General features: G+C 43.3%; 20 protein-coding genes and 1 pseudogene. 10 read left to right on the forward strand and 11 right to left on the reverse strand.

The window, feature by feature from the left end; genetic code table 11:
- A pseudogene (locus LAY57_RS14400) lies at positions 1-352 on the reverse strand (hypothetical protein); the annotation flags it as partial.
- A 211-nt stretch (positions 353-563) separates the two neighbouring features.
- Between LAY57_RS14400 and LAY57_RS14405 the strand changes: the two are divergent.
- Both LAY57_RS14405 and LAY57_RS14410 read left to right on the forward strand, forming a co-directional pair.
- On the forward strand, positions 564-1,115 hold the full coding sequence (locus LAY57_RS14405) for a helix-turn-helix domain-containing protein (RefSeq protein ID WP_249067471.1): 552 nt from the start codon (positions 564-566) through the stop codon (positions 1,113-1,115).
- A 67-nt stretch (positions 1,116-1,182) separates the two neighbouring features.
- The gene (locus tag LAY57_RS14410; RefSeq protein WP_249067472.1) at positions 1,183-1,473 is read left to right on the forward strand and encodes a type II toxin-antitoxin system TacA family antitoxin; all 291 of its coding nucleotides are present in this window, start codon (positions 1,183-1,185) and stop codon (positions 1,471-1,473) included.
- A 65-nt stretch (positions 1,474-1,538) separates the two neighbouring features.
- Here LAY57_RS14410 and LAY57_RS14415 read toward each other — a convergent pair whose 3' ends face one another.
- A complete protein-coding gene (locus LAY57_RS14415; protein ID WP_249067473.1) occupies positions 1,539-1,883 on the reverse strand; it encodes a hypothetical protein in 345 nt (114 codons plus the stop codon).
- Positions 1,884-2,286: 403 nt separating this feature from the next.
- A complete protein-coding gene (locus LAY57_RS14420; RefSeq protein WP_249067474.1) occupies positions 2,287-2,922 on the reverse strand; it encodes a Uma2 family endonuclease in 636 nt (211 codons plus the stop codon).
- Between the two features lie 306 nt (positions 2,923-3,228).
- Between LAY57_RS14420 and LAY57_RS14425 the strand changes: the two genes are divergently transcribed.
- Positions 3,229-3,891 carry a class I SAM-dependent methyltransferase gene (locus LAY57_RS14425; protein ID WP_249067475.1) on the forward strand — a complete coding sequence of 221 codons (663 nt, stop codon included), beginning with the start codon at positions 3,229-3,231 and terminating at the stop codon, positions 3,889-3,891.
- Positions 3,892-4,000: 109 nt separating this feature from the next.
- Here the strand turns inward: LAY57_RS14425 and LAY57_RS14430 are convergent, their stop codons facing one another.
- On the reverse strand, positions 4,001-4,285 hold the full coding sequence (locus LAY57_RS14430) for a hypothetical protein (protein ID WP_249067476.1): 285 nt from the start codon (positions 4,283-4,285) through the stop codon (positions 4,001-4,003).
- Between the two features lie 184 nt (positions 4,286-4,469).
- Between LAY57_RS14430 and LAY57_RS14435 the strand changes: the two genes are divergently transcribed.
- Positions 4,470-5,360 (forward strand): LysR family transcriptional regulator, encoded by an 891-nt coding sequence (locus LAY57_RS14435; RefSeq protein WP_249067477.1) that lies wholly within the window; start codon positions 4,470-4,472, stop codon positions 5,358-5,360.
- 38 nt (positions 5,361-5,398) lie between these two features.
- Here LAY57_RS14435 and LAY57_RS14440 read toward each other — a convergent pair whose 3' ends face one another.
- Genes LAY57_RS14440 through LAY57_RS14450 form a run of 3 tightly spaced genes read right to left on the reverse strand, consistent with a single transcriptional unit; the run spans position 5,399 to position 7,642 of the window.
- Positions 5,399-6,184, reverse strand: coding sequence for a DUF5131 family protein (locus LAY57_RS14440; RefSeq protein ID WP_249067478.1), 786 nt, complete (start codon positions 6,182-6,184; stop codon positions 5,399-5,401).
- On the reverse strand, positions 6,185-7,078 hold the full coding sequence (tcmP, locus tag LAY57_RS14445; RefSeq protein WP_249067479.1) for a three-Cys-motif partner protein TcmP: 894 nt from the start codon (positions 7,076-7,078) through the stop codon (positions 6,185-6,187).
- A gap of 48 nt (positions 7,079-7,126) precedes the next feature.
- Positions 7,127-7,642: a GNAT family N-acetyltransferase gene (locus LAY57_RS14450; protein ID WP_249067480.1), complete on the reverse strand. Its 516-nt coding sequence runs from the start codon at positions 7,640-7,642 to the stop codon at positions 7,127-7,129.
- A 40-nt stretch (positions 7,643-7,682) separates the two neighbouring features.
- On the opposite strand from LAY57_RS14450, the gene LAY57_RS14455 reads away from it, so the two are divergent.
- Together LAY57_RS14455 and LAY57_RS14460 are read left to right on the forward strand one after the other, a co-directional pair.
- Positions 7,683-8,180, forward strand: coding sequence for a DUF1648 domain-containing protein (locus tag LAY57_RS14455; protein ID WP_249067481.1), 498 nt, complete (start codon positions 7,683-7,685; stop codon positions 8,178-8,180).
- Between the two features lie 363 nt (positions 8,181-8,543).
- On the forward strand, positions 8,544-8,894 hold the full coding sequence (locus LAY57_RS14460; RefSeq protein ID WP_249067482.1) for a hypothetical protein: 351 nt from the start codon (positions 8,544-8,546) through the stop codon (positions 8,892-8,894).
- Between the two features lie 153 nt (positions 8,895-9,047).
- Here the strand turns inward: LAY57_RS14460 and LAY57_RS14465 are convergent, their stop codons facing one another.
- Complete coding sequence (locus LAY57_RS14465) at positions 9,048-9,533, reverse strand: gluconokinase (RefSeq protein WP_249067483.1); 486 nt, start codon at positions 9,531-9,533, stop codon at positions 9,048-9,050.
- Between the two features lie 189 nt (positions 9,534-9,722).
- Between LAY57_RS14465 and LAY57_RS14470 the strand changes: the two genes are divergently transcribed.
- A complete protein-coding gene (locus LAY57_RS14470) occupies positions 9,723-9,956 on the forward strand; it encodes a Nif11-like leader peptide family natural product precursor (protein ID WP_249067484.1) in 234 nt (77 codons plus the stop codon).
- A 64-nt stretch (positions 9,957-10,020) separates the two neighbouring features.
- Here the strand turns inward: LAY57_RS14470 and LAY57_RS14475 are convergent, their stop codons facing one another.
- From LAY57_RS14475 to LAY57_RS14485, 3 genes are read right to left on the reverse strand one after another with little or no spacing between them, the layout of a single operon-like run.
- The gene (locus LAY57_RS14475) at positions 10,021-10,413 is read right to left on the reverse strand and encodes a phosphomannose isomerase type II C-terminal cupin domain (RefSeq protein ID WP_249067485.1); all 393 of its coding nucleotides are present in this window, start codon (positions 10,411-10,413) and stop codon (positions 10,021-10,023) included.
- Between the two features lie 16 nt (positions 10,414-10,429).
- Positions 10,430-10,684 (reverse strand): SWEET family sugar transporter, encoded by a 255-nt coding sequence (locus LAY57_RS14480; RefSeq protein WP_249067486.1) that lies wholly within the window; start codon positions 10,682-10,684, stop codon positions 10,430-10,432.
- Between the two features lie 21 nt (positions 10,685-10,705).
- Positions 10,706-11,110 carry a VOC family protein gene (locus LAY57_RS14485; RefSeq protein ID WP_249067487.1) on the reverse strand — a complete coding sequence of 135 codons (405 nt, stop codon included), beginning with the start codon at positions 11,108-11,110 and terminating at the stop codon, positions 10,706-10,708.
- A 107-nt stretch (positions 11,111-11,217) separates the two neighbouring features.
- Here LAY57_RS14485 and LAY57_RS14490 point away from each other — a divergent pair, with 107 nt between their 5' ends.
- The 3 genes from LAY57_RS14490 (at position 11,218) to LAY57_RS14500 (ending at position 16,821) form a co-directional block, all read left to right on the forward strand.
- Positions 11,218-12,090, forward strand: coding sequence for an SIMPL domain-containing protein (locus LAY57_RS14490; RefSeq protein WP_249067488.1), 873 nt, complete (start codon positions 11,218-11,220; stop codon positions 12,088-12,090).
- Positions 12,091-12,446: 356 nt separating this feature from the next.
- Positions 12,447-14,528: a dynamin family protein gene (locus LAY57_RS14495; RefSeq protein WP_249067489.1), complete on the forward strand. Its 2,082-nt coding sequence runs from the start codon at positions 12,447-12,449 to the stop codon at positions 14,526-14,528.
- 214 nt (positions 14,529-14,742) lie between these two features.
- The gene (locus LAY57_RS14500) at positions 14,743-16,821 is read left to right on the forward strand and encodes a dynamin family protein (protein WP_249067490.1); all 2,079 of its coding nucleotides are present in this window, start codon (positions 14,743-14,745) and stop codon (positions 16,819-16,821) included.
- The last annotated feature ends 6 nt before the right edge of the window (positions 16,822-16,827 follow it).

Here is a 16,827-nt window from a genome sequence, read left to right on the forward strand (position 1 = left end):
GTCTCTTTTTACTCTTGCTTAGCCTTTTTTTCTCCGTAATTTCCGATTGTGACAGTTGCGGGTGCGGAATGTGGGTTATAGATGGTCCGGGTTCAACGGCATCGGTGTCTAAATAATCTCGATGGTTGGATACAAACAATCTTCCATATACACTGGGACCTGCGATATGACGGATCTGACCACGGTCAACCCAGAAAATCCTACCATCACCCGGATTTCTAACTAGCAGACCGTTTAAATCTGGGCGATTGCGTTGGAATGACTGAGCATTAACGCTTTTATGAAAAGTGCTTTCAGTTGTAGCAAGGAGGAGAACAGACGAGAGGAAAAAGAATGGAATTAACTTGTTCATATTGACAAAGTGAAGTAATAGCTGTTGGCTATATCAATTCTGTATTGTGGCTGACGCTCCAAATACACCTATCGATAATTCGGTAAGTAATTTAACCAACTTGATACTACTTATCATGTCAACCGATCGCAGCTTTGGCAAGTCGGAAAAAAGCGGATAAAGTCGGAAAAAAACGGGTTATACTAAAATAGTGTTGTATTCAGATATACTGATGGATACCCAAGATGTCTTAAACTCTATTGATGAGCTAGTGTTTGCCAAGACAGGCAAACACCTCGACAACCTGCAATTAGCAATCCTCAAGGGAGTCTTGAATCATCGGAAATACTCGCAAATCGCGGAAGAGTATCACTGTAGCCAGGGTCATATAAGGGATACTAGCTATCAGTTATGGCAGATACTATCAAGTGCGCTGGGCGAAGACGTTAACAAATCAAACTTTCGGGCTACAGTAGAAAGATGGAAAGTAGTAAACTTCTCAAATTCTGGAAATCCTGTCCAAATTGGGCATATTAATTTTTGTAGTAATCCTGCACAAGAATCTGAATCATTTTCGTCAGAGCGATCGCAATCAGAAAATAACAGCAATAATAATGTCAAAAAATATCCAAATTATCAAAAACTTTTAGAAGAAGCTGAACGCAAAGCTAAGCGAGAAGCAGTACCAAAATTGGCAAAACTAGGTTTGAGTGCCGAACAAATTGCAGAATCTTTAGAACTGTCGTTAGCAGAAGTGAATCAGGCAATTCAGGCTGGAAAATAGCGATCGCACCTTTTCATTTCCCCCAGATCTCGCTACAATCAAATTAATTCGTCTCTTACCCAGAACTATGTCAACTTCCATCGAGAGTAGCCAAACAACCAAAATTGAAATAACCCTTACTCAAGCACAAAAACAAACCCTAGAAAAAGCCGCTTCTATTAGGTGTCTAAGTCTGGACGAGTATTTGCTGGAAGCAGCTTTGAATCTAGCAGAAGAACAACCCCTACAGCCGGAGTCGATCGTTCTTTCCGATAAAGACTGGCAAATTGTTACCACAGCAATTGAAAATCCACCAAAACTCAACCCTAGTCTGAAAGCAGCAATCAAAAGATACAAAGAAGAATATCAACAGAAATAAGCAATGCAATGGATCTAACTCAACCTCAAAAATCAGTTTTCCCCGTTCCTCAAAGCGTCCCAAAATCATATTAACCCACAATAACCATCTTCATTCAGGCGAAAAGCGGTTAATCTGACTGTACCATTAGACGGATAATGAAGGTTTACTTTTTGCATCAAACCATCAAACTTTTCATCCAGCAAATAGTTACCCGTTTCTGCATCAATAGCGATAAACCAATTGTAATGAGTTGACATTAATTGTGGACGAATTTGCTCAAAAATTTGGCGACAATGCTTACCTAATTTTTCCCTTTGGGCGATGCGTCTAGCGCGACTTTCTGGACTACTCTGCCGATCGGGAAAAATACGACCTCGGCGAACTTGGCGTTTCTGGGTTGATTCTGTCATCGGAGGAAAGGAACGCATGGATTTGGAGATATTCTTATTGTATACCGCAGAAAGCCTTTTTTTGGCAACAGTTTGGATTGGAAACGCGGTTTTCTCGCCTAAAATGTAAAACTATCGGAAATGCGGGTTGATGAAAGAAAGCATATTTTTGGTTTTCGCGTAGGTTCAGTTTACTATATCGTTTGGTTTGACCGAGATCGTAGTGTTTGTCCAGAATGATAAATGAGACTCAAACCGAGTCACAGTAAGAAAAAGCCTAAATCGACATCAAAATATTTTGATAACTGGGTTTGAGCCTATTTCAAAGTCAGCTATTGTTTAAGTTCCAATAGAATCTCCGTCTGGTCTAAAGGATTAGATAAAATAGCGATACGCGCAGGCTACGCCAACGCACTTTCAGGGAAAGGAAATGCGATCGCACTCATTCCCCTTCATTTTTTTCTGAATCTTCTGTCTCTTCTTCTGACTCCCCAGCCTCAAAATCAACCCGATCGTAAATATCTGCCAGAGATACTTCTACTTGGAAAGAACTAAAAACTAGCGCCGCATCTTCTTCATCGTAAACAGAATAAGACCATCGCTTATTTGCTTGCTTAGAATACTGTTCGATCGACATCTGCGTTTGGTCGAGCAAAATATATTCTTGAAAAGTTGGAATTGTTCGATAAAACCCAAACTTATCAGTGCGATCGTAACCTTTAGTCGATTTCGATAAAACTTCAATAATCACTTGAGGATTGATAATTGTATCCTTGCGATTATTGTAATATTCAGGTTGACCTGCAATTACCATCACATCAGGATAGGTAAAGCGTTTGATTCTAGGTATCCACAACCGCACATCACCGATGAATACTCGGTAATTCTTTCCTTTTTGAGCAAGACTTAACGCGATGTAAATATTTCCAGCAATTTGATTGTGATTTGTAGTTCCACCCGTCATTGGTACTATCTCCCCATCGTGATATTCACTTTTGTATTCGGCTGTCTCTTCCAGTGCCAAATATTCCTCTGGCGTGTAGTAGCGCTGTTCTGTTACTTGTAGAGTAGCTGTCATGGTTATTTTTCCCAAACTTAACTCTTGAATTGTGTCTATTTTAACATGAGGAAAAAGAGCAGAGCGATCGGGCCTTCGCTGGCTCGATACAGCAGATTGCAGGTTTATCAAGTACACCCCAGAAACCCGGTTTCTCTGTACCTCACTTACCTGAAAAGTGTTGGCAAAATGCTCTAGCTCGGTAAACTGCTTGTACTAGCAGTAAAATTACTGTCAAAATGAACAGAACAATCAATTTTTATGCCGATCTGCCTCTGCGAATAAGGCTAGTATAGATTGTAGGCGTTGTCGATTTCTAAACTAAAAATGTCAGCAAATACTCTTGGCTTTGACACTCAATTCTATAATTACCTGTTATCCGCGTCTTTGCGGGAGGCAGACGTACTGCGGCGTCTGCGAGACGAGACCACCTCTCATCCCCGCGCCGTAATGCAGCTAGCGCCAGAACAAGGTCAGTTCTTGGCGCTGCTGGTTCAGCTGATCGGAGCAAAGAAAACTCTGGAAGTCGGCGTCTTTACTGGTTATAGTTCGCTTTGGGTGGCTCTGGCACTTCCAGCAGATGGTAAGATGATCGCTTGCGATGTTAGTGAGGAATACACTTCTGTAGCTCGTCGCTATTGGCAAGAAGCTGGAGTGGCAAACAAGATCGATCTGCGAATAGCGCCAGCACTGGAAACGTTGGATCGATTATTGGCAGACGGACAGGCATCCACGTTTGATTTTGCTTTTATCGATGCGGATAAAGGGAATTACGAGGGTTATTATGAGCGATCGCTCCAACTTGTCCGTCCCGGTGGTTTGATCGCAGTTGATAATGTGTTGTGGTACAAACAAGTCGCCTACCCTGAAAGTCAAGATAACATTACCCAAGTTATCAGAGCTTTCAATGAAAAATTGCATCGCGATGAACGAGTTTTCCTCAGTCTTGTTCCCATAGGAGATGGATTGACTCTAGCTCTTAAGCGGTAACAAAATCGGCGTAGGATATTGTAGGGGCGAGTTTAGCTAAAAATTACCGCTTCAAACGAAAATGGTAACAAAAAATCAGCCCCTACCAAGCCTATTTCAATCGGTTTAATTATTGGTAATACTGCTGCTCAATCCACATCCGCATTTCGGCGTCGGAGGCAACGCAGGTAGAGCGACCTGTAGCTGGATCGTAGGCGTGCCACTCCGTATTACCGCTGCGATCGCTCTTTTGCCAAACCCGCAGATCTTTCCCACTCACAATACCTTTGACTAGACTCTGCCAAAATTTATTAAGAAATGCGAATTTGTGTGGCGTATATTCTTTCAAATTAGTCTCAGTATTATCCCTTAATTCCCGTTGTTGGTTATCTAAAGAAGCTGTAGCTAATTTCATATAAATCTCCTGATAAGTAAGAGGGAATTTATCACCTTAATTTCACTGTAACGGTATCTAAATCGATCGACCATACACAAATCGCATGGCTTGTATGAATAAAATAGATAGATAGGAAGGCTAAAATAATTTGGCGGCTTTTGCGATCGCGCAGAAACCGCTTGTATTCCAGGAGGAAAGAAACATGAAGCTTTCCCAGCTTCGTGCTTTAGTCGCGGTGGCAGACTACGGCAATTTCAGCGAAGCAGCACTGCACATGGAGATATCCCAGTCGGCAGTCAGTCATGCGATCGCGTCTCTGGAGGAAGATTTGGGCGTGGTATTGCTTTCTAGGGGGCGTCACGGGGCGCATCTCACCCCTGTAGGGGAGCTAATCACCGCTCATGCGCGGCAAGTGCAGCGGCTTTTGGAGGCGATTCGGAAAGAAGCGAACTTAGAAAAAGGCTTAGAAGGCGGCATTGTGAGGATTGCCTCGTTTCGTAGCGTGGCGACTCATATCCTACCAACTGCGATCGCGCGATTTCGCAACAGCTTCCCCAATATCACCGTCACTATTACAGAGAATGACGCTTTCACAAATATCGAACAAGCTTTGCGCGAAGGTTATGCCGACATTGGTTTCACCTATTTACCTGCAACAGATGAATTTGAAACTTGGGAAATCTTGCGAGATGATTACATTCTGCTTCTACCACCAACAACTCACCTGAGAAATGCCCAGATTACCTGGAAAGAATTAGCCACCTATCCACTGATCGTAAGTTGCTTGACTCCCTGCAATGAGTGGGTTCGCAAATATTTGTCCATCGCCGAATTTCCCCTCAATATTGCTTATGAAATCAAGGAAGATTCAACCATTGTCAGCATGGTTTCACAAGGTTTGGGGGCGGGTATTATGCCTCGTCTTGCTGCCGAACCCGTACCGCCAGGAGTGCAGGTGTGCAGTTTGCCATCTCATCTGGAAAGGGTAATTGGCGTAGCGCTTTTAGCAAATGCACTTCATGCTCCAGCGGTTTATGCGTTTCTCGATGCGATTAGGAATACGGGCAGATTTGCCGTGAAAACGGCAGTTTGAATTCAGATGTTTAGATATTCCTGAGCCGAAACTAAAGTTTACGTGAGAATCATTTGCGGTGGTTCAGGGCTGCTAGACCCCTGAAAGTGTTTCGTAGAATTCCCCAACATTTGCTGAGTGACAGGCATTTCATCCCATGTCCGATCTTCGAGTAATCGCCCAGCCTTCTTTTTATTAGTTCCGCCCCATTGTTTAAAAAAGAAGGGTACTTCAGCCCTTTGACACCGATCCCGGATATCGATAACCCATGATGGATCTATATGTCTGGCTTTAGGGCCAGATTCACCACCTACAATAACCCAATCTATTCCTGCCAAATTGAGATCGTGTAATGGCCCTAAGAGTGGTTCAAGAGAGAGAAACTTAATTTTTGCTCCAGTTTGGCGGAGGTGATCGATCCGAAATATGTAGTTCTGATTTTCTACACTCACGCCCATCCAAATATTAGGCATCCAAGGTAGTTCATTACTAAGTTCTAAAAGTCGATTTGACCTTTTAGTTAGAATTTGAAAATGATGCCAATGTGCTTTTTGCATGACATCAAAAACTTTTCTAATAAACTCAGTTGGCACATCCTTATGGAATAAATCACTCATGGAATTTACAAATATAGTTCTTGGCTTCTTCCAATGCAGTGGCAGATCCAATATCTGTTCGTGCAAAGTGACTTTAAAACCATTTTTGTAATTCGGTTGTCCCATCGCTTGAAGACGTATCGCCATTCTTTCAGCGTAACAGTTACTGCACCCAGGACTAATTTTTGTACAGCCTGTTAGTGGATTCCAAGTTACTTCTGTCCATTCTATCTGTGATTTTGCGCTCATTTATTCTCTCCTCAATATGTCTTGTGCGATTTTAATTGCCGTAGGTGAGCCACGTCGATTGCCTGATGCAAAACATAGAAGATATAAAGGGTTATTTTTAGAATTATATAATAGTTTTGGATGATCTGCTACTCCTGGAAATATAGTTTTTAATCGTCCCACAAAGTACTGCTTTATCGAATCGAAATTGGCAACTTTTACTATGTCTAATTCTTCGCCGAATAATCCCAGTTGTTTGCGTTCCTCGTAAAACACATTGTACCATTCATTCGTGCCAATTATTATATCTATTTTTTGCCGATATGACTCATTTATTTGGCCCTTTTTTTTAAGTAATCTATTTAAGGCCACACCTATTGGGAAAAGATACCAAAGGTCAATAGCTTGTGTTTGGGCAATAGCTGCAACTGTATCCCAAGGAACCTGCATTCCATAAGGATCTAAAAATAGAACAGCCCGCTCGCGCTTCTCAATCCAATTCTGGTTTTGACATATTTGTCTTATAAACATATTGGCATCTGAGTTTGATAATGAAATATCCCTGTCTGGAAACTCCAGTTTGATATTTTCTAGTTGTTCAAATCGTTTTTTATCCTTTTCAACAAAAATATATTTTGTGAATCTCGGCTCAACTTGAAGCGCAATCCGCGCAGAACCTTCTAAATTAGTCTTTGAGTCTTGTTCAACAATTCCAGCAAATAGCGGTAACTCTGATTGCAGTTCTGATTGCTCATTTTGTTTAAGAGTTAGCCATCCGGTTCCTGCAAAGGCATCTATATACATATACTGCTTAAAATTTTGTTTTCTCATGATTGTTGTATATGCCACAAGATATTTGCGTATACGTTGCAATTTATCAGTTGTCCAATTACCACCAAACATCGCTAACTCCATCCATTAGTTTCAATTTAAAGTACCGATTCTTTGTAGCAAAACAATATTTCAGACTCCATCAAAATATGCCGGATATCGCACGATTCCGCTAACATCTTTCAACGCATCCGGCATAAGTTCCAACACCATAAATGCTTCATCGGGAACTGGGAAGGGTGCTTGCACGCCGAAGTTACTCGCTGTCTGGAAACCAAAACGGCGATAATATTGCGGATGCCCAAGAACTACGACAATACTATGGCCTAAGTCACGGCATTTAGACAAACCCACTTGCACCAGTTGGGTGCCAATAGCTTGGCGCTGACGCGCAGGTGTCACGGCGACGGGTGCGAGTGCGATCGCGCCACTTATCTGTCCTTGTGCTTCAATTGTAATAGGGCTGAACAAAATGTGCCCCAGCACATTCTCATCCTCTTTTGCCACTATCGAGAGTTCGGGAAGGAAATTCGGGGAGTTGCGGATCGTTTCTATGAGTTGGGCTTCATTTGTTTGACCAAAAGCATCTGCCACTACTTCCCGAATTTTGGCTATATCGTTGTTTGTTTCGCTAGAAAAAGTCAGCATAAGATTATTGTTGCATCAATCTAATCATTGGAGCTAAAATATGACATCAAGACCAGTCTTAAACATTCCCCGCTCTACCTTAGATACAGCAATAGAAATCGCCGCTGTAGCAGGCATTCTCTTAACTATTATACTCCTCATCACTAAGTGGGCTGCTTTACCTGATGTTATTCCCATCCATTTTGATATTTCAGGAAAGCCAGATTCCACAGGCAGCAAACTGACTATATTACTATTTCCGGCGCTCAGCATATTGATTTATGCGATGCTGACAGTCATAAATCGTTTTCCCCATACGTTTAATTATCCTTGGCCAATTACAGAAGCGAATGCTAACAGGCAATATCAGTTAGCTGTGGGTTTAATGAGATGGCTGAAACTGGAACTTGTCTGGGAATTTGCTTTTATAGAATGGCAAATTATTCTGGCAGCGTCAGGAAAGGCGTTGGGATTAAATGTGGCGCTTTTGTTGATAATACTCTTGGTTGTGTTTGGCACTGTGGGGTATTATCTTTGGCAAGCATATCAGAGCCGTTAAGTTTCGAGGCTGGCAGTTTAAGTGCGAACGGTAGAACCCTTGCCCCTGCCCCCCAACCCCCGACCCGTTGACGAGGAGGAGGGGCAACAGTATTATCCCAAACTAAACGGGCGACACCGCCCAACGCTACCAAAACTCCCAAAATAGCTCTGAACGCTAAACGACAACAACGTACCAAATCCAGAAATTTTACGTTTTGTTACATAGCTTCTTTTTAGATTGCGGATATACTTAGTTAATCATTCTGATGGAACAGAAGGAAAATAGACTTAAGTTAGATGCCATTTTGTAAATCAGGCGACCATACTTTTTCTAAAACTTAGCTTTACTTACAAAAAGAGAAGACTGATTTAGGAGTTGGGTATGAAATACAGCTTTGACCTCCTGGGAGTATCTCCAGTTTTGTACTTTTTTAATCAGCAACAGCAGATCCAGCAGCAAAAACCACAGAATGGTGTAGAATACGTGGGAGCCTATAAATGCACCCTGGATGCTTTACTAGAATCTGTGGAACCTGTGCCTCCAATGCGAGGTTGGGATTCGGATCGAGTTGTGGATACCGTGATTAACTTCTGGATGAACAACTCCGAGAGCATCCAGTATTGGAAAGAACGATTGCAGGATGCCGGAAGCGACAATCTTTTGGTGGCACGAGTTGGGGATATCGAATCATTACAGGCTGAATTTGAATCCCTGTTAGGGAAGAACAGTTAAAGAATTCCTAGAGCTAGGATTCAGTCATCTCAAAAACCCGGTTTCTGTCGCTCTATCAACTGATATTTCGTTAGCCTAACTCAAAGAAACCGGGTTTTTAGCCCCTATACCTCAGACTGAATCGGTGTTCTAGCAGGGGAGTTTAGCTTTACTTCATATACCAAGAGTTGTTATAATCTGTTGCACGATCGCATCTGGCGGCTGGGACGCATCTACACAAATAGCCGATTCAGGTTCCTCAAGGGTGTCAAACTGGCTTTGCAGCAACTCTTTACTCATAAAGTGGTGCTGACGTATTGCCAGCCGCTTCTGGATAAGTTCAAAGCTTCCCTTCAGGTAAACCAGCCGTATTCGTTCCGGGTCAAAGTAAAGCATCTCGCGATAAGAAGATTTTAGGGCAGAACAGGCCAGTACCATGTGGCGTTCTTCTCCCAGCCATTGAGCTTGAGCCGACTGCATTGCCAAAAGCCACGGAATCCTGTCCGCATCGGTGAGGGGAATGCCTTGGCTCATCTTTTCAACGTTCGCTGGGGAGTGAAAGGAATCCGCGTCGCTAAACTCCCAATTAAGCGCTGACGCCAGCATCATTCCAACGGTAGATTTTCCCGAACCGCTAACCCCCATAATTATAACGATCATCTTGCCATTATTAAGAGTTTTTAGCTATGAATAGTTCAGCTTAATCCTGCTTAACACAGTCGCCTCTTACTTAAGCAATAAAAATTCTGTTTCCCCGAATTGTTAAGATTCTGCCTTAAGAGCAAAGAACAAGTTTAGAGTGGGAGATAAAATTAGTTAAGGTCGTACATAATAGAGGGAGTTTACCAAATGTCCAGAGAAAGCGCGGATCTATTTTTAGAAGCTGCTACTCAAGACGCGATTTTACGCGATAAATTGAAAGCAGCAGGCAATCCAGATGAATTCGTAAAAATTGCTGAGGCTTTGGGCTACAGTTTTACAACTCAGGAGTTAAAGTCTGTAGTTAGAGAAAATAGCGAGCAGGTGACGGTGAGAAGAAAAACAGGTATTTGGCCTTGGCTGCGGCAGGTCACCTGGATTTGATCCGCTCGGCTTGTTACCCCCCCCTTAGCTACCTAAATTCGGGGGAGCGGGATATTTTCAAGCATCAGGTTTCGTTATTGTCGGAAAAACGGATAATGTCATCTTCTCCAAGATATTCCCCATTTTGCACTTCAATCATTACTAGGGGAATCACCCCTGGATTTTCGACCCGGTGAGGCGTAGACAGGGGAACGTAGGTAGACTCTTTTTGCTTGAGCAGTGTTTCCTTACCATCGCAGATGACTTTGGCTGTGCCAGAGACGACAATCCAGTGTTCGCTGCGATGATAGTGCATTTGAGTACTGATGTGATGACCTGGTTTTACCTCGATGCGGTTAATCCGGTAGCGTTCCGCTTCTTCTAAAAGTGTAACCGTACCCCAGTGTCGTATCCGAGTTTTAGCAGGCTCAGAAGTCAAGGTCGTAGTAGCTTGTTCGTCATTTTGGTTTTCAGGCATAGCAGTCTCCTCAAATTCACTTGTACTTTGTTTTTAGGACAATTATTATTAAATTCAAGACAAAGGTTAGCAGGTTGGCGAGAATAACGGGCAAATCATTTTTGGCAATTCCATAAAGTAACCACAGAAACACGCCTAGACTGAAAGTAATTAGCATTCCAAACGAGAAATCTTTAGCTGACTGGGATTTCCAGGTTTTAATTACTTGCGGCAAAAAGGCGATCGTTGTTAATGTACCCGCTACTAGCCCCAAAATAGTCAAAAAATCCATACTTATTTATATTTATAAACATTAAGGCTGTGGTTGGTGGCAGACTGCTTCGATGTTATAGCCATCTGGGTCTAGAACAAAAGCTGCATAATAATTTGGGTGGTATTGGGGCCGCAATCCTGGCTGGCCATTGTCGGTTGCGCCAGCTGCTATAGCCGCCGCATAAAAGGCATCTACGGCTGTTCGCGTCGTAGCCTGGAAAGCAATGTGGAAGCCTGCTGAAGGTGTAACGGCTGTGGGTAGCTCGTTTTTATGACCAATCCAGAAGGGGGGTTCAGTATCGGAATCGGAGCCATAGCCCGCTGCTTTGATCCCGTCAAATTCAATATCCATGCAGCGCTTGAAACCTAGTTCTGCCAATACGGTATCGTAAAAAGCTAGACTTAGCGCAAAGTCTGACACGCCGATAGAAAGATGGTCAATCATGTTAATATTTGCTTTCCGTTTGGTACTGTGTTGCTGCGATCGAATCCCAACTCAACACTAACTCAGACTCTGATTTTGAGCATTTCCTTTGATTGTGCTATCTACTCATGTCTAAATTTTTACCAGGAGTTTACCATACCCTATTCACAGCTGCAACGATTGTGGGACTGTGGATAGGCGCACCTAAAAACAGCAGCGCCGAGAACTTGGTTACCGTAAAATTGAGTAACTTTGACACGCAGCAACTTTCGTCTTCGGGTGGGGAGGCAGGCTTTAGCGTATCGCAGGCTGCTGATAGTTTAACACCAAGTCTGATTAACCGACGTGCGATCGCAGTCATCGGTCAAGGTCAAGCAACCGCACCAGCAGACACAGCACGTCTTGAATTTCGCTTCGCCAGTCGCGCACCCGCCGAGCCACCACCGCCAGCAACAACAGAAGCACCCGCACAGGAAAGTGCTTCTCTACCGGGAGAGGAACTGCTCAAGCCTGTAGTTGACGCCCTCCTTGCCATTAAAGTACCAAAAGATCGCATCACAATTGAAACCAGTTCTTTAGAAAATCCCAAGCTGCTGGTGAAGCTCGACAAGCCAACTCGCGAACGAGTGCAAGAAGTTGTCAAGGTGGCGAGTTCAGCTCTGCAAGGGGGTGACGCTCTGTTTATTCAGGGTATCGGTGCAGAGTATGCGGTGAATAACTGTCAGCCACTGGAGAGTACCGCTCGTCGTGCGGCTTTGAAAGATGCTCAAAATCAGGTGAGAGGTATTGCGTCGGAAATGGGTGTGCAAGTTGGAGAACTTCTGTTGGTAACAGTTTATCCGATCGTCAGTCCTGCATCTGTTTCCGCTTGCGGCTCGAAGGTTGCCGTTCCAACCTCCCCCTTTGCTGCATTCAGTGAAAATACACCCCCTTATAATCCTTCTGCTCCAACGGAGGTGCAGGTGAGGAGTCAAGTCAGCGTCACTTATGCCATTAAATAGGGGCTAGGGAAGTCAAAAGTCAAAAGTCAAAAGTCAAAAGTCAAAAGAAAGAAGAAGGGGGTAGGGGCTAGGGAAGTCAAAAGTCAAAAGTCAAAAGAAAGTAGAAGAGGCTAGGGGCTAGGGCGTGGGGGAGTGGGGCTAGGGGAAGAAGGGGAAGAATCCTTCTTTTGACTTTTGACTTTTGACTTTTGACTTCCCTAGTTAGATCTAGGCAGTTATGAGGCTCTGAAGTTACAGTTGTAGAGACTTGGGTGAGAGTAGGCATACGTGCTTATGCGGATGACGCGATCGCACCCCATATCATACCCGTTACTCGGCCCGATCGCTCAGTCGATCGTTTAATCAGGTAATAAATTATGACTTACACAACTGAACCTGGAAGTTTCATCAAAGATTTGGATAAAGTCGCCAAAGTGCGGCATGATTTTGCCCGCGCTTTCGCTAAAATGTCTGATACTCTCAAAGAAGCCGAATCAGAAGCAGAAGCAGCCTCTGGTGGACTGGGTTTAGCAAGAGATATAGAAGATATCGATTTAGCCAGAAAAAACTTACAGCACGGTGTATTTCGGCTCCTAATTTTAGGAGATATGAAACGGGGCAAAAGTACCTTCCTGAATGCCTTAATCGGTGAAAATTTATTGCCCAGCGACGTGAATCCCTGTACGGCAGTGCTAACCGTTCTCCGTTACGGGCCCCAAAAGAAAGTTACCGTCTACTTTAAAGAAGGTAAACTTCCCGAACAGATGGATTTTCCTACTTTTAAACAGCAGTACACAATTGAACCAGGGGAAGCTAATAAACTAGAAGAAGAGAAAAAAATAGCTTTTCCCAATGTCAATTATGCCGTAGTGGAGTATCCATTACCGCTACTGGAAAAAGGGATTGAAATTGTTGACAGTCCGGGTCTAAACGATACGGAAGCGCGAAACGAACTTTCTTTAAGTTACATCAATAATTGCCATGCTATTCTCTTCGTCTTCAGAGCCGATCAGCCTGTTACGATGACAGAGCGTCGTTATTTGGAAAATTACATCAAAGGGCGAGGGTTAACTGTTTTCTTTTTAATCAACGCTTGGGATGAAATACGCAAGGCGCTGATTGACCCCGATGACACTCAAGAACTGCAAGAAGCTGAAGGGAAACTGCGTCAAGTTTTCCGAACCCATCTAGCTGAATATTGTCAAGTCGATGGTTACGATATTTATGATGAAAGAGTATTTGAGATTTTTTCGCTCAAGGCTCTGCGTCGGCGGGTTAAAAATGTAGATGAGAGTTTAGAAGGGACGGGATTTACAGAGTTTATGGGTGCATTGAATACGTTTTTGACGAAAGAACGGGCAGTTGCACAATTACGGCAAGCTAAAATTCTAGCACGTCAAACTTACAACCACGTCAACGAAGCGATCGATCGCCGCATCCCTTTGCTAGAGCAGGATGTTGAGGAATTGAAACGGCGGATAAGTTCGGTGGAACCGGAATTTAAGAAACTGACTGAGATACGCGATCGCTTCAAAGATGACATTATCAGCACGCGAGACAGGAAGGCAAGAGCGATCGCAGATTCTTTTCGAGCATACATTTTGAATTTAGGCAATACTTTTGAATCTGATTTTTTACGCTATCAGCCTGACATAGGCTTTCTTGATTCCCTAAGTAAAGGTAAACGGGAAGAGTTTAATGCAGCATTCAAACAAGCGTTCGAGCAATACATCAACGATAAAATTTCCGGTTGGGAACTTACCGCCGAACGAGAAATGCAAGATGCCTTCGCCCAACTATCCCAGAGTGCTTCCCAGTACGGTTCCGCCTATACAAAGGTAGCAAATGCCATCAGTGAAAAGTTGATCGGGCAAAAGGTATTCGCTTCTCAAAATATAGGTAGTGAAGAAAGTTCGCCAGCTTGGGCGAGTTGGGCGATGGGATTTTTCTCATTAGCTTTGGGTAACGTTGCTGGTATAGGGCTTGCTGCGGCAGGATTCGATTGGAAAAATATCCTCGTAAACTCTCTAGCAGTAATTGGAATATGGAGCTTTTTATCCATTTTTTCCATTTCTTTGATAACTGGGCCTGTGGGTCTTCTTATACTAGGTTTGGGTGTTGGTGCTTGGCAAGCAGATCAAGCCCGAAAAGAGTTGATCAAAGCCACAAAAAAAGAGTTTGTCAAGTATCTTCCAGAAATAGCGCAGTCACAATGGGAACCCATTCATCAAGCTGTCAAAGATTGTTTTGATGCTTACGAGCGCGAAGTCACCAAGCGGATTAATGATGACATTAACTCTCGACAAGCTGAGTTAGATAATCTACTTCAGCAAAAGTTATCCCGCGAAATTAATCGCGATAAGGAATTAAAGCGTCTGAAAAATGTAGATGCTGAGATTTTATCCGAATATCGTAATCTTGAGTCTGTGTATGAGGATTTACTTTCATACCAATCTTAACCAGAGGCGACACTGCTTTTGTGGGATGGGCGTCTCGCCCGTCCCCACAAACTCAAGGGCAGGTGAGCTACCTATTTCCAGAGTAGGTTGGGCTTTTGGTAACGAAACCCAACACAGCGGCGATCGATGTTGGGTTTCGCTATTGCTCAACCCAACCTACAATTTTAATTCACAAAAAACCCTACTTCCTAATCCATAATAAGGTGTCATCAAAATGAGTTACAAAGTGGAAACCGATCGCTTTCTCAAAGATTTGGAAAAAGTCGCCGAAGTGCGAGCTGAAGTATCCACATCTCTTGGCAGAATGGCCCAAACCATAGAGCAAGCCGAATCGCAAGGAAAACAAACCTCTGGTGGACTCGGTTTAGAAAGAGAAATAGAAGACATCAAAATAGCCAGTAAAAATTTAAGCAAGGGTGTATTTCGACTGATGGTTTTAGGGGATATGAAACGGGGAAAAAGCACGTTTCTCAACGCTTTAATCGGTGAAAACTTATTACCGAGTGACGTCAATCCCTGCACGGCATTGCTAACAGTCCTCCGTTATGGCCTCGAAAAGAAAGTAACTGTTCACTTTAAAGATGGTAAAAGTCCTAAACAGCTTGATTTTAAGAGCTTTAAGCAGGATTACACAATTGACCCCGCAGAGGCAAAGAGATTAGAACAAGAGAAAAAGCAAGCTTTTCCCGATGTTGACTATGCTGTAGTCGAGTATCCGTTACCTTTGCTGGAAAAAGGTGTAGAAATTGTTGATAGTCCCGGATTGAATGATACAGAAGCGCGAAATGAATTATCGCTGGGTTATATCAATAACTGCCACGCAATTTTGTTTGTCTTGAGAGCATCGCAACCTTGCACTTTAGGAGAGCGTCGCTATCTAGAAAATTATATCAAAGGTAGAGGGTTAAGCGTATTCTTTCTAGTCAATGCTTGGGATCAGGTGCGCGAGAGTTTAATTGACCCTGACGACACGCAAGAATTGCAAGAAGCTGAGGGGAGATTGCGGCAGGTTTTCAAAGCTAACCTAGCTGAATATTGCGTTGTTGATGGTTATGATATTTATGATGAACGAGTGTTTGAAGTTTCCGCAATTAAAGCGCTGCGTCGGCGGATGAAAGATGCCTCCGCTTCTCTGGAAGGGACTGGTTTTACAGAGTTTATGGGCGCACTCAACACATTTTTGACGAAGGAAAGAGCTATTTCGGAAATCCGGCAAGCTAGAACTCTAGCACGCCAAACTTCTCACCGAGTTTGCGAAGCGATCGAACGTCGTATACCATTGCTCGATCAAGATGTCAAGGAATTGAAAGAAAGGATTAATTCGGTTGAGCCAGAGTTTAATAAACTGACTAAGATTGGGGATGAATTCAAGCAGGAAATTAAAGCGATCCGCGATCATAAAGCGAGAGGAATTGCAGATTCTTTTCGCACTTATGTCCTCAACTTGGGCAACACCTTTGAAACCGATTTTATGCGCTATCAACCAGACCTAAGATTTGGAGATTTTATCGACCAAGGTAAACGGCAAAGGTTTGAAGCGGGACTTAAACAAGCATTCGAGCAGTACATCAACGACAAGTTTTCAGCTTGGACTCTTACTGCCGAACAAGAAATGAATGCAGCTTTTACACAGCTTGCCAAAAGTGCGGCAACCTATGGCGCTTCATATACCAAGGTAACAGACAAGATTACCGAGAAACTAACCGGAAAAAAGATATCAGCAGACAATACTACTTTGCCTGAAGATAACTCTCCTGCTTGGGCAAATTGGGCGATGGGTTTGGTTTCTTTGGCTTCGGGAAATATTGCCGGAGCCGCACTGATGGGAGCAGGTTTCGATTGGAAAAATATCCTGCTTAATTTAATCGCTGTGATAGGAATCAGCGTGACTGTTTCTACTGTTTTCGGGATTATTTTAGGCCCAATAACCCTAGCGCTGGTTGGATTGGGTGTTGGTCTTTTCCAAGCAGATCAAGCTCGCAAAGAATTGGTGAAAGCTGCCAAAAAAGAGTTGGTGAAATATTTGCCGCAGGTGGCGGATCAACAATGGCAACCAATTCACGATGCCGTCAAAGAATGTTTCGATGTGTATGAAAAAGAAGTGAGCGATCGCATAAACGATGATATTAAATCCCGCCAAGCTGAATTAGATAATCTGCTTCAACAAAAAGAGTCTCGCGAAATCAATTACAAAACGGAATTGGAACGTCTCAAGAAAATTGAATCTGATGTCTCATCTGAATCCCAAACGATTGAGGGTGTATATCAAAATTTTCTGTCTGCTGTTGGGTGAACCTTA

It is taken from the genome of Argonema antarcticum A004/B2, assembly GCF_023333585.1.
Classification (GTDB): Bacteria; Cyanobacteriota; Cyanobacteriia; order Cyanobacteriales; family Aerosakkonemataceae; genus Argonema; species Argonema antarcticum.

Bases quoted from the DNA above. Each gene is read 5' to 3' on its own strand.
- LAY57_RS14470 (WP_249067484.1), top strand. From the start codon at position 9,723: ATGTCCAGAGAAAGCGCGGATCTATTTTTAGAAGCTGCTACTCAAGAC.
- LAY57_RS14485 (WP_249067487.1), bottom strand. From the start codon at position 11,110: ATGATTGACCATCTTTCTATCGGCGTGTCAGACTTTGCGCTAAGTCTA.
- LAY57_RS14420 (WP_249067474.1), bottom strand. From the start codon at position 2,922: ATGACAGCTACTCTACAAGTAACAGAACAGCGCTACTACACGCCAGAG.
- LAY57_RS14465 (WP_249067483.1), bottom strand. From the start codon at position 9,533: ATGATCGTTATAATTATGGGGGTTAGCGGTTCGGGAAAATCTACCGTT.
- LAY57_RS14500 (WP_249067490.1), top strand. From the start codon at position 14,743: ATGAGTTACAAAGTGGAAACCGATCGCTTTCTCAAAGATTTGGAAAAA.
- LAY57_RS14475 (WP_249067485.1), bottom strand. From the start codon at position 10,413: ATGCCTGAAAACCAAAATGACGAACAAGCTACTACGACCTTGACTTCT.
- LAY57_RS14480 (WP_249067486.1), bottom strand. From the start codon at position 10,684: ATGGATTTTTTGACTATTTTGGGGCTAGTAGCGGGTACATTAACAACG.
- LAY57_RS14435 (WP_249067477.1), top strand. From the start codon at position 4,470: ATGAAGCTTTCCCAGCTTCGTGCTTTAGTCGCGGTGGCAGACTACGGC.
- tcmP (WP_249067479.1), bottom strand. From the start codon at position 7,078: ATGGAGTTAGCGATGTTTGGTGGTAATTGGACAACTGATAAATTGCAA.
- LAY57_RS14455 (WP_249067481.1), top strand. From the start codon at position 7,683: ATGACATCAAGACCAGTCTTAAACATTCCCCGCTCTACCTTAGATACA.
- LAY57_RS14415 (WP_249067473.1), bottom strand. From the start codon at position 1,883: ATGCGTTCCTTTCCTCCGATGACAGAATCAACCCAGAAACGCCAAGTT.
- LAY57_RS14410 (WP_249067472.1), top strand. From the start codon at position 1,183: ATGTCAACTTCCATCGAGAGTAGCCAAACAACCAAAATTGAAATAACC.
- LAY57_RS14450 (WP_249067480.1), bottom strand. From the start codon at position 7,642: ATGCTGACTTTTTCTAGCGAAACAAACAACGATATAGCCAAAATTCGG.
- LAY57_RS14405 (WP_249067471.1), top strand. From the start codon at position 564: ATGGATACCCAAGATGTCTTAAACTCTATTGATGAGCTAGTGTTTGCC.
- LAY57_RS14495 (WP_249067489.1), top strand. From the start codon at position 12,447: ATGACTTACACAACTGAACCTGGAAGTTTCATCAAAGATTTGGATAAA.
- LAY57_RS14490 (WP_249067488.1), top strand. From the start codon at position 11,218: ATGTCTAAATTTTTACCAGGAGTTTACCATACCCTATTCACAGCTGCA.
- LAY57_RS14440 (WP_249067478.1), bottom strand. From the start codon at position 6,184: ATGAGCGCAAAATCACAGATAGAATGGACAGAAGTAACTTGGAATCCA.
- LAY57_RS14430 (WP_249067476.1), bottom strand. From the start codon at position 4,285: ATGAAATTAGCTACAGCTTCTTTAGATAACCAACAACGGGAATTAAGG.
- LAY57_RS14425 (WP_249067475.1), top strand. From the start codon at position 3,229: ATGTCAGCAAATACTCTTGGCTTTGACACTCAATTCTATAATTACCTG.
- LAY57_RS14460 (WP_249067482.1), top strand. From the start codon at position 8,544: ATGAAATACAGCTTTGACCTCCTGGGAGTATCTCCAGTTTTGTACTTT.